Here is a 12,629-nt window from a genome sequence, read left to right as displayed (position 1 = left end):
CCTATAATTGATTTACTAATGTGCGACCATCAATCTACCCACTTCTGCCACTTTACATTTTCATTGTATCCGGCTTCCACCATCGTTTCAATGAACTGCATGCCTCTTACGCCGTCATAAACAGTCGGGAAGTCCAGACATTCCTCACATGGCTTCTCTCCTTTCTTGATACTCATGACAGTATGGGCAAAGTTCCTGTAAATATTGGCAAAAGCTTCGATGAAACCTTCCGGATGGCCACCCGGAGTACGGGTATTCATTTTGGCCATATCGCCGATAAAGCCGTTATTTCCCATACGAATCACTTCTGTCGGTTTATTCGACCATTTAGCATATAAAGTATTCGGTTCTTGCTGCTGCCATTCCAAACCACCTTTATCTCCGTAAATACGGATCCGAATATTATTTTCTTCTCCGACAGCAACCTGCGATGCGGTTAAAGTTCCGACCACACCGTTCTCATAACGAAGGAATGCTGCGCCATCATCATCGATCGGACGTCCGGGCACAAAGGCATTCAGGTCGGCACAAACTTCCAGCACCTTCAAACCAGTTATATATTCACTCAGATGCCAGGCATGAGTACCGATATCTCCGATACAACCGGCTTTTCCGGAGCGTTTCGGGTCTGTACGCCATCCGGCATTATTTCCCCCCTGTAGTTCGATCCGGTCGGAAAGCCATCCCTGGAGATATTCCACATAGACACGGCGGAGCGTCCCCAGTTCACCTCTGGCGATACGTTCTTTGGCTTCTTTTACTGCCGGATAGGCAGAATATACATGGGTCAGAGCCAGAATCAGTCCTGTTTCTTCCACTTTCTTCTGAAGTTGTTTGGCTTCTTCCAGCGAGAAGGTCATCGGTTTGTCTACTACAACATGGAATCCTCTTTCCAAAGCCATCATAGCCGGTTCAAAATGCCAGCGGTTAGGTGTCACGATAGTCACAAAATCCATCCGTTCACCTTCCGGTAACGTCATTTCATGCTCGAACATTTCCTGATAAGTACTGTAAATGCGATCTTCCGGCAAGTAATAAGACAGACCGGAACTCTTAGAAATTTCAGGGTCTACACTGAAACATCCGCATACCAGTTCGATCTGATTGTCCATAAAAGCCGCACGACGATGGATTGCACCGATAAAGGCGTCACTTCCACCGCCTACCATGCCCATTCTTAATTTTCTGTGTTTCATGATACTATTATTTTTACAATTACGAATTGAGACCCTAAAGATAGGATTTATTTCGTTATATAGACAAATGATAAATCCGATTTAATGCAAATCACTCAACAAAAGGCTGAATAAAGTACCGTCTATACTCTAATACAAAGACGGTACTTTATAAAAAAAGAACTTGTAACTTATTTAATTTTCATAACCTGGATTTTGAATTAAATTTGGATTACTGTTTTTCTCATCACGCATTATAGGTAAAAAATAGCATTTGTCAACAAACTGACGCCCTTCATTATTCAGGTCTATAACTTTATAATGCATATTCCAGATATCCGGATCCGCAGTATACTTGTATTGAACGCCAGCTCCTGACTTCAATGTAGCAGTAACACGAATACCTTTCAAACTATTTAAACCCGGAAGATCAGGGGCAGTCATCCAACGGCGGACATCCCAATAGCGAATTTCTTCAAAAGAAAATTCCAGACGACGCTCATTCTGATAAATTTTCCGCAATTCATCTTTATTATTGGTTGTAACAGCCGGTAAATTCACATGTTCACGATATTCATTCAGATACTTTTTCGCCTCGTCCAATTCACCCAACTCAATGCAAGCTTCAATATAGCAGAAATAAACCTCTGACAAACGAATGAACGGAAAAACCGCATTGATCTTGTTACGATGATCCCCATCGGCTGGATTGATATATTTCTTTAAATAATAACCAGTGTATGTAGCATTCCAATTTTCCCCACCGCCACTACGACTATCCATTCCTGCATAAAATTTAGAATCATCAGTTACAGACGGATCCAACTGATAATAACCAGTCTGTATTTTTCCGGTCGGTTCAATAGAAGCATAATCATCGGGTCTCTGTATCCATTGCATGCCATCATACATGATGGTTGCATAAAAGCGGGGTTCGCGATTACCATATGGATTGTTTGCATGTTGAGAATTATTCCAATCAAATTTGCTCCCGTCCTCCATTGCAAATGCATCTACCAAATCTTGAACAGGAGTATTCCCTCCCCATCCATGATAACCGGAAGGGCCATTAAATAGCGGCATCTTAGTACCACTTTCGTCTTTTGTATCGATAAAATAACGAGAAAAAATATGATCTGCACTTTCTGCCAGAAAGAAACGCCAGATAGCTTGGGCTTTTTCTTCTGTAGAAAGTCCTGTACCTCCATAGGTCGGAATAGCATGTCCCATCGGATTATCCAACAAATCTTTTGCTGCGACTTTAACGGCTTGCCAACGCTCCGTTCGTGACCCTTGCGTGTAAAACAACAATTCCGGATTTTTATAAGAAGCAAGCAGGGACGATTTTACCGAAGCTGTAGCCTGGTCATGCAAATCACTGGCAGCATCCGTCAACACACGAACTTTCAAAGCCTTAACAGCAGCCAATGTAGCCCTGCCCTTCTGCGTATTATCAAACGTATGATCCTTTAAACACTCCGCAGCTTTGTCAATATCATCCAGAACCTGCCCGATACAATCCGTATAAGAAGAACGGGATAATAAAAACGACTCCGGATCGTCAGTCAGTTGGGTTACCTTTAACTGAATAGGAACACCGCCAAATCCACGTGTTAAACGATGCAGGAAATAGGCTCTCAAAAAATAAGCCTCCCCTTTCAACTGCTTTTTTGCATCGTCAGCAAATGTTGCGTCATCCACATGTTCGATAAAATCATTGCAGGAACGTATATTCAGGTATAAACGTTGCCATTGATGCCCACTCTGAGTCTTTGAAAACCAGCCTAAATTCACATCAGTCACAGCACCTGCGTTTGTCTCAACAAATTCCCTTCCATGTATAAACATCGCCTCGTCGCAAGCCGAAGCCTGTAGTTCTTCCGTAAAGCCGGCATCCTGAAATGCAAAATAAATATCATACATATAAGCTTCTGCCAGACTCTTTTCTTTCCATATATCATCTGCCATGATTTCTGTCTGTGATTTTGTATCCAGAAAATCCGTACTGCAAGACACAGTAAGCAAAGCTACAGATAAAAGACATAATATATTCGCTTTTTTCATGTTCATATCAAGTTTAGAATGTTACAGTAAAACCTACATTAATAATTTTTGACTGAGGATAGTTTGTCGCATTGGAACTTGTACTTTCCGGGTCAATATCTTTACTTGGCGAGAAAGTCAGCAAGTTTACCCCACTCACATACAAACGGGCATACGAGATAAACTTTGTTTGCAGCAACCATGCTTTGGGGATACTCCATCCTACTTCAAGATTTTTCAAACGGATATAATTCGTATTGACCATCCAGTAAGTGTTGCTACCGGCAGCCGTTCCATCCCAATAATACTGACTGCGTTCGTTTACACGCGGATATTTGTCAGACGGATTATCAATAGACCAATGCTTGTCATAAACTGTTTTCGGATAATTACCAATATCACCGGCTTCCCAGTAAACTTTAGTCCATGAATCAGCCGCACCCTGAAATAAGATGTTCAGGTCAAAGTTTTTCCATTGCAAATATCCTGTAATGCCATATGTCCATTTCGGTTCATTGGTACGGTCCGAACGATAACGGTCATCCGGGGTTATTTTACCATCCCCATCGAGATCCTTAAATTTCATATCACCCGGTTTTAAATCCGCATCCTTTGTTATACCGTCATAATTTGGACGATTAGCTATATCGTTGATTTCATCCCAATCCTTAAATACACCGTCATACTCGTAATACAAAGAAGTATTCATCGGATGACCTGTCGACTTTTGCCACTCAGGAGCACCCGGAGCTTCATCCCAGAACTTAATGGTATTTTTTGCATAACCTCCGGTTGCAGATATACTATAGCGCCAATCTTTACCGATATTGTCATTCCATTCAATCTTAAAGTCAAAACCGGTATTATTAACCTTACCTATATTTTCAGCAGGCAATGTTAAGCCGGAAGTTGTAGGAATAGATGCATTTCTACGCCATAAAATATTTGAACGTTTATTATAAAAATAATCTGCCTCTAAATATAAGCGATTATCGAATGTCCGGGCTTCAATACCAACATTGAAGTTATTAGCACGTTCCCACGAAATAGCAGGATTCGGAAAACGACTGATGCGCAATCCCTTTTCATCCGCATTATCAATAATATATCCCCATTCATAATAATAGGTAGGTGCAAATTGGTATTCCCTTAATTTATCATCATAATAAACCTGGTCGTTCCCCATCTGCCCCCAGGATGCACGTAACTTAAAATAATTAATAAAAGAGAGATTTTCTTTCCAAAAGTCCTCTTCCGAAATACGGTATCCAAGTAAAACACCGGGGAAAAAGCCAAAACGCTCGCCTGCTGCAAACATATAAGAACCATCATAACGCCATACAAATTCAGCCAGATATTTCTCTTTATAGTTATAAGCAAAACGTCCGAAATAATTCATACGGGCACGTTCCCAGTTATCTCCGTCACTCTTGGCATTTTTCTCTTTATCACCACCTGCATTAAAATGATGAAGAGCCGTAGAAAGGAAATACCTCCGGTATCCGTTAAACGATTCAGCATCGGACCAGTCGCGTTCCATACCAATCAAAAAATCGACTCCATGATCTCCGAAAACCCGATTATATGTCATAATACCGCTTAAAACTGTATTTGTCTGGTCTGTAGACTCCATAGACAAGTCCGGATCCTCATGGTTCGGGTAACTCAACATCGGCGTTAATTTAGGTGTTGTGCCATCTGATTCATAACTCACTTTATCCCAATCATATAAAGTCCATGGCTGAAACCATGTTTTACTTTGCTTTAAATATTTATCATAAGAGACGGAAGCTACAAGTTTCAAGCCTTCAATCCAGGGCTGGGTAATTTCTACATTAGCATTAGTTTGTATATAGTAACGCTTATCATGCGTATAACCGGTTTCATCTGTACAGGCAACAACCGGATTACGCCCATATTCCTGTGCCGGTCCGGGAAGTCCGTTAGGCCAGTAAGCCTGGTCAGTTGGACGGCCTCTGGATGTGAACCATAACAAATCACCTGCTCCCTGACTTGGGAAATTACGGTTTTCCTGACGTCCCATTAATTGAGTTCCCACTTTAATAAAATCATTGAGTTGTGCATCAACATTCATACGCAGGTTGAACTGTTTGTAGTTGTTCGCTGATTTATGATAAAGCCCGTCTGTATATTTATGTCCGAAGTTTACAAAGTATTGATATTTATCAGAACCACCTTCCAGCGATGCATTGTGAATTCGCTGTGGAGACCAATCTTTAAAGGTTGCCGCATACCAGTCCGTATTCGGATATCTCCAAGGATCAGAACCATCACGATATTTCTGAATTTCTTCCTGAGTTGCAAACAAAGTATAATCTCCCATACCGACACCATTATTCTTAGCCGGATTTTTCATGGCTTTATTCATATACAATTCATTCATCAACTCTGCATATTGAGGAGCATCACACATTTCCGGTAGATTGGTAGGCTTAGACCATCCTTGGTTAAAAGAATAAGAAAACACCGGTTTCTTACCCGCACGTCCTTTTTTAGTAGTTATCAAGATCACACCATTGGCTGCACGTGCCCCATAGATAGCTGCAGACGCATCTTTCAGTACAGACATCGTTTCAATCTCGTTTGGGTCAAGACGTTCCAAACCACCAGTTCTCGCCGCTACTCCGTCAATGACAACCAACGGATCATTATTTCCTAATGTATTTGAACCGCGAATACGAATTGTTGCTCCATCGTAACCCGGTTCACCGGAACGCTGAAATGTTACCACTCCCGACATTTTACCTGCTATGGCATTTGATAAATTCGCTACTGGTGTTTTTATTAAATCATCCCCCTTCAATGTGGAGACAGCACCTGTAACAGTTTCTTTTTTCTGAACTCCATATCCGACAACCACAACCTCATCTATATTTTGAGTATCTTCCTGCATCGTAATATTGATCGATAACTGATTACCTACCGCAATCTCCTGCGAACGATATCCAATATAAGAAAAGAGAAGCGTAGCATTGGCCGGTACTTCCAGTTGATATCTACCCTCCATATCGGTAATTATACCGATTGTCATTCCTTTTACTGAAACATTTACACCAATAAGAGGATCCCCCGAAGCATCAACAACCGTTCCCCTGACATTTTTCTGCTGTGCAAATACATTTGTCGTGCAAAAAATTAAAAGCAATAAGGTTAACATTCTGAATAAATTGCTTTTAACACGACATCCTTTTAAATGTATGTCTAAAAAAGATTCTTTCATTTCCTTCTGTTATTAAATGAATATAAGGTTAAAAAACACAATGGATATGACTACATATCCGAATAGAAAACATTGGAATTAAAAATTCATAATCATAGGCAAGCAATATTAAAATGAATACTAGTGAATTATATAAACTTAAATTTTATCTTCTCCATTACTTAACAAAGTGCAATCTTTATTACAGAGAAACAACTGGCATATATCTTGAAAACCGTATTACTAAAGAAAACAGCCCCCTTCATACACATACCGGACACCTCATTTACCAAACAAGCATAACCTTCTATACATCAACATAATCTTCAGACAAATTAGGTTAACTATTAGACTTAATAGCAAAATGTTTCAAAATGGGAACACAAGATCTATTAAGAGAATTAAGAAAATCACAGCAGCAAAGATATTACATTTTGTTATATTAGCAAACACAAGTGCAATTTTTTATTACAAATATCATTTATTTATTCAAACCACAAACACTAAATTGCTTACATGAACGATATACTAAGGAATATAGATGCAATTCGCAGAAACAAAGGATATTCGCAAGAATATTTAGCTAGTCAGATCGGCTTGAAACAAGCCGGGTTAAGTCTTATTATGTCAGGAGAGCGGGAACTTAAATACAACACATTATTACAAATTGCAAACGCCCTGCAAGAATCAGTAATAAACATTATTGCATATCCGGATAAATATGTTCTGAGCAAGGAAAGTAATATATCAACAGAAACAGTATTACAAATCAAACTGGACAACGATAAAAAAGAGCAGGTGCTAAAAATCGTTTTCGGAGATGAAGCAGCAGAATTGCTAAAAGGAAAGTGATATTTTTATCTATTGAAAAGATCGGATCCGGCTTATTGAATAATAAAACCGGATCCAATTAATTATATTATATTCTGTAACTATTTATACTTAAAGAAATTATCCCCCAACGGGCTTCAATCCCATTTTTGCAGCCCGTTCCAGCATAAACTGTTTAGCTGCCTCATATTCATTAGGAATTATGCCATCCAGAATAGCATTCTTGATCGCTTCTTTTATGACGCCTACCGGCTGTGAAGGAGGTAGGGAGAATGTCTCCATAATTTCCTCACCGGAGACAGGAGGCTGGAAATTACGCACCCGGTCTTTCTCTTCTATTTCTGCCAGCTTTTCACGAACCAACCGGAAGTTATTCAGAAAACGGCGAACTTTTTCCGGATTCTTGCTAGTGATATCCGCTTCACAAAGTTTCATCAAGTCATCGATATCGTCACCGGCATCGAACAACAAACGACGGATGGCAGAATCTGTCACTTCATCGTCTGCCAAAGCTATGGGACGCATATGAAGAGTTACCATTTTCTGCACATACTTCATTTTCTCATTCATCGGCAACTTCATCCGACGGAAAATACCCGGCAGCATACGCTCGCCGATAAAATTATGATTGTGAAACGTCCATCCCAGACGAGGATCAAAGCGTTTGGTTGCCGGTTTTCCTATATCATGGAAAATCGCACTCCAACGAAGCCACAGATTATCCGTTGTTTTACTCAAACGGTCCAACACCATTAAGGTATGGGCAAAATTATCCTTATGGCCGATGCCTTCTTTTGTTTCCACTCCTTTCAGAGCACACAGTTCCGGAAAAATCAGCTGCAACAATCCGCTCTTATCAAGCAATTCAAAACCGATGGAGGGTTTCGGTGAAAGGACGATCTTGTTCAATTCATCCACAATCCGTTCTTTGGATATAATGGAGATGCGTTCCTTATTGCGCTCAATCGCATCAAATGTATCGGGATGAATAAAAAATCCCAACTGTGAAGCGAACCGGACTGCACGCATCATACGCAACGGGTCATCACTGAATGTAATATCAGGATCGAGTGGCGTACGGATAATCAGATTATCCATGTCATCCAATCCTCCAAAAGGATCGACCAGCTCCCCATAACGTTCTTTATTCAGACATAAAGCCAGTGCATTAATCGTAAAATCGCGCCTGTTCTGATCATCCTCCAAAGTCCCGTCTTCCACAATCGGCTTCCGGCTATCGCGATTATACGACTCCTTCCGGGCTCCGACAAACTCGATCTCAAGGTCGCCTGATTTCACCTGCGCCGTTCCGAAATTCTTGAATACGGACAAATGCGTCTTTTTTCCCAACTTGCCGGCAACAGCTTTTGCCAACTCTATCCCGCTACCTACTGCAACAACATCAATATCTTTTGATGGACGGTATAAAAAAATATCTCTGACGTAACCGCCAATCACATAAGCCTCAACACCTAATTCGTCTGCAGCCTCTGAAATTATGTGGAACGGTTTTGCCGATATATGATTTAAAATATCTTCCTGTTCTATATACATTCGCTTTATTTATCTCACTCATTGAGACTGCAAAGATAAAAAATATATCTTTGCAGACAGAACGATTAAGATAAACAACATGAAGAAGTCTGTAATATGTATCGCATTGGCAGCCGTAACCCTGGCTGCATGCAATAATACGGAGAAAGAAGCCCGGGCCCGGTTGAACAATGCAAAAAGTATGTACGAACGAAACGAGTTCTTCGCTGCAAAAAACGAAATAGACTCTGTCCGCGCCCTCTATCCGAAAGAATTCAAAGTATTGAAAGAAGGACTTTCCCTGATGCGTATGGTCGAGATGAAAGAGGCGGAACGGAATATCGCTTTTTGCGACAGCCTTATTCCCATCAAGACAGAAGAAGCGGAAGGACTGAAAAAGGGATTCGTTTTTGAAAAAGACAGCGTCTACGAAGAGATCGGTAATTATATATGGAAACAGCAGACAGTGGAGCGGAATGTGCAACGCTGTTATATCCGCAGCGGGGTAAACGAAAAGGGCGAGATTTATCTTGCCAGTGTTTTCTACGGTGGCGCACCGATCAACCATACAGGCATTAAAGTCAGTACGAAAGACGGCCAGTTTGCCGAAACAGCCGCAATCCCGTACGACGGCGGAGTAAACTACCGTTTTAAAGATCTGGGAAAAACAACTGAAGTCGTCACCTACAAAGGCGAAAAAGGACTCGATGCTGCCAAGTTCATTTCTACAAACGTAAAAGAACGTGTCAAAGCCGAGTACACAGGTGGCAAACCCTATACATTATATATAGCTGACGGGGATAAAAAAGCGATTGCCGCGACTTTTGAACTGGCTACAGTATTAAGCGATCTGGAAAATCTTCAGAAAGAGAAAGAAAAAGCAACCAAGCGAATTGCTTATTTAAAAAGCAAATTGGAAAGTAATACAGAAGAATAAATGGTCTGATTTTCTCCATAAAAAATCCGGTTCCCAATTGAATATGAGAACCGGATTTTTATTTGAGATTATCTTTTTTACTTCACGATCACCTTATAAGCCTTGTCACCTTCAACAGACACAATCACAACGCCTCTTGCTGTCTGAACAGTTACATAATCAGATGAAACCATTTGAGTTCCAATCTTCTGTCCCAGTATGTTAGAGATAGTGATTCTCTTTCCACCAGCATTGCGAATACTAAATTCACCAACACCGCCAACAATCTGAACAGCAGTCGGAGCTTCGATTTCCTCGTTTGCTACAGGAGCCGGAGCATTTTCCACTTCGAATACAGCAGTCGGGACTTCCTGCATTACTGCAAAACCATTCGTTACACCAATATAAGGTTTGCCATTTTTACTCAGTTCACTCTGGTTTTCCAAATAATAACCACCTCCTTCTACTGTCTTGAAAGCAAAGAGGGCAGGGCTATTCTTCATTGTCTTGATCGTATCATTATACATAAATACAGCATGACCTCCCAATGTATCCTTAGCAGCCAGATAATAGCGGTTATCATCTGCTGCATTTGTATTTACCATACCAGAAGAGATGTAATACAGATGCTTACCATCAACCAACTCTGTAGCCTGTTCTACCCAAAGACTAAAATTATCTTTTTCATATCCCGCTTTTGTTATCTCATTTCCTTCAATACGAGTCTCAGCCAGGAATGTATTCGGATTCATTACCAACGAATTATTGTTATAAACAAGACGTTTATGGCTATTTGCAAATGAAGCGTATTCAGGAGCATCTATTGACGAGAAATTCACATAGGCTACATCTTTTGTCAACTGGAGGCAAGCAGCATTGATATTCACTCCAACATACAAACCGCCATCAGTCTTCAGGGCATAACTCTGACGCGTATGGTCAGAAATAAACTGGAAAGAAACGGCAGGATCAGTTGTTGAAAATTTCAGACTATCGCTCTGTTTAGCTACTTTACCTGGATTATACAAAGCTCTTAACTCATAGGAGATGACGGATATTTCATCACCTAACTGTCTGGCTCCTGCTACTACATTAGTATCGACAGGTATCAATTTAAAGATAGCTTCATTTTCTGTTGTCTTTGCTATTACCTGCAAAATAGAGTCATTTGTATAGATATACATATCACCGACCCCGGAAGTTCCGGAAATCGGATTGAGCAAGAAACCTTTATCTACCAGTTCCTGTTCAGTCAGAGCCAAAGAACCCAGGTATTTATCAGTCAAATCAGCAGCGAGCTCTATAACAGTTATAGAATCATTACCAAAAAGATAAGTATCTTTTTGGCCCTTTACTTCAAAAATCTCCTGATTCATGATCAACGCTGAATTAGATTCACGATCTACAACAGAGTATTTGCCGCCATTAGCTTTAATATACCATTGTCCTCTGGGTACTTCTTTATACGGAATAGTATCTCCGCCCATAAAAGAATTTGCAGAAACATAATATTTGCCTCCGTTAACACCCTTACTTGCACTTTTCAGTGCGTAGACACCCGTTCCACCAGGAATCGTGGCATGTGAACCTTTTGTTAATGCTATAGAAGGTGCTGCACCCTGATATTCTCCTTTTTCATCAGGCAGTGACACCGTTAGAATATTCTTATTATCCACACCTGCAACCACAACCTTGGCGATCTTCCCCACTAAAGGACTTTCTGCTGCCACCGGAGTCTCTGCCACAAACATGGAGAGCGAATCATTCTTTAAATCTATTACAAATTTAAATTGCTGCCATGCTGCATTCGGCTTCTGAACCGTACGGGTAGAATCTAATGAAAATTTATAACCAAATGCATCTTTTGCTCCGGCAATTGATGTTTTTAATGTATCAACGCCAAAATATTTAACTACACCATTCGGATAAGATTCATCGCCTTTTACTTGCAAAGTAACATATCCTTCTTTATCTGTAGCAACTACATCTTTTGCCAACAGGTCTTTCCCTTCAAAAATGTTTCCTTCGTAAGTATCACCAAACTTCAACCGGAAGGTCTGGAAACCTGCTCCCAATTGTTTCGCTGTCAAAACAAATTCAGGAGATGGTATCTCAACTTTAAAAGGAGAACCTTCCTCATTATCAACTAAGGAAAGACCTTCTTCTGTAACCGATAGAGATAAATATGTACTTCCACCATAATAAGCTTTCAAATCACTGCCATCAGTAAACACCCATCTCTTCACCCCACTGATGCTCGTATTCAATACGGGAACAAGTTTCTCTCCCGGAGCAAAAGCCAGATATTGCAGTGTTGCTTTATTTCTAATCAAATAAGTATTAATCCCTAACTCTGTTTGCTTATCTACGATCTGCCATAAAGCAGAGTCGATAGCAGATTTCGTCGCATTCTCAGTAACAAACTCACTGTAAGGTTTCACAATCACAGAATCCGATTTATTTCCATCCAGTGATAAACACTTATCGTCCACCTTCAAATAATAAAAATCGTCTGTAGCACCCAACTTTACCGGTTCTTCTGCATTCATCGTAAAAGAACCCATAGTCATCAACGCCACAGCCAATAAAGTAGATTTTTTATTCATATATTATTTCACTTTTGATTTACATATTAACCCATACTAAGTACAAAGATAGAATATTTTAAATCCGAAATTACTATAACAAACGCTAATAATCAAGTATATTGTACAAAAGAGACGACTTTTCATGCAAAATCATACTGATATTACGTATCTTAGTACCCTTACTCTTCTCATATTTCTCCTGTCCTGTCCTGAAATAAGTTGACCTTCTTGAAAATAAAAAAGTTTCAAAAAGGACCAAAAAGGTCCGTGCTGTTATAAGTTTACAAATTTAGCACTAAAAGAGTTTCCGTAAACTCTTTTAG

At 40.2% G+C, this 12,629-nt stretch carries 7 protein-coding genes; 2 read left to right on the top strand and 5 right to left on the bottom strand.

Going from position 1 to position 12,629, the window contains the following annotated elements; translation table 11 throughout:
• Positions 1-29: 29 nt before the first annotated feature.
• The 3 genes from NBH15_RS06970 to NBH15_RS06960 all read right to left on the bottom strand — a co-directional run bounded on the left by NBH15_RS06970 (position 30) and on the right by NBH15_RS06960 (position 6,396).
• Positions 30-1,196, bottom strand: coding sequence for a Gfo/Idh/MocA family protein (locus NBH15_RS06970; protein WP_128133740.1), 1,167 nt, complete (start codon positions 1,194-1,196; stop codon positions 30-32).
• Between the two features lie 174 nt (positions 1,197-1,370).
• A complete protein-coding gene (locus NBH15_RS06965) occupies positions 1,371-3,239 on the bottom strand; it encodes a RagB/SusD family nutrient uptake outer membrane protein (RefSeq protein WP_244050839.1) in 1,869 nt (622 codons plus the stop codon).
• A 13-nt stretch (positions 3,240-3,252) separates the two neighbouring features.
• The gene (locus tag NBH15_RS06960; protein WP_244050838.1) at positions 3,253-6,396 is read right to left on the bottom strand and encodes a SusC/RagA family TonB-linked outer membrane protein; all 3,144 of its coding nucleotides are present in this window, start codon (positions 6,394-6,396) and stop codon (positions 3,253-3,255) included.
• A 558-nt stretch (positions 6,397-6,954) separates the two neighbouring features.
• Between NBH15_RS06960 and NBH15_RS06955 the strand changes: the two genes are divergently transcribed.
• Positions 6,955-7,290 (top strand): helix-turn-helix domain-containing protein, encoded by a 336-nt coding sequence (locus NBH15_RS06955; protein ID WP_007657339.1) that lies wholly within the window; start codon positions 6,955-6,957, stop codon positions 7,288-7,290.
• A gap of 99 nt (positions 7,291-7,389) precedes the next feature.
• On the opposite strand, the gene NBH15_RS06950 is transcribed toward NBH15_RS06955, so the two are convergent.
• Positions 7,390-8,823 (bottom strand): CCA tRNA nucleotidyltransferase, encoded by a 1,434-nt coding sequence (locus tag NBH15_RS06950; RefSeq protein ID WP_186958979.1) that lies wholly within the window; start codon positions 8,821-8,823, stop codon positions 7,390-7,392.
• A gap of 79 nt (positions 8,824-8,902) precedes the next feature.
• Between NBH15_RS06950 and NBH15_RS06945 the strand changes: the two genes are divergently transcribed.
• The gene (locus NBH15_RS06945; RefSeq protein ID WP_128133742.1) at positions 8,903-9,739 is read left to right on the top strand and encodes a hypothetical protein; all 837 of its coding nucleotides are present in this window, start codon (positions 8,903-8,905) and stop codon (positions 9,737-9,739) included.
• A 77-nt stretch (positions 9,740-9,816) separates the two neighbouring features.
• Here NBH15_RS06945 and NBH15_RS06940 read toward each other — a convergent pair whose 3' ends face one another.
• Positions 9,817-12,324 carry a DUF6383 domain-containing protein gene (locus NBH15_RS06940; protein ID WP_128133743.1) on the bottom strand — a complete coding sequence of 836 codons (2,508 nt, stop codon included), beginning with the start codon at positions 12,322-12,324 and terminating at the stop codon, positions 9,817-9,819.
• Between the last annotated feature and the right edge of the window lie 305 nt (positions 12,325-12,629).

The organism is Parabacteroides caeci, assembly GCF_023656795.1.
In the GTDB taxonomy this organism is placed as follows: Bacteria; Bacteroidota; Bacteroidia; order Bacteroidales; family Tannerellaceae; genus Parabacteroides; species Parabacteroides segnis.
This window is presented reverse-complemented; position numbering and strand designations above follow the sequence as displayed.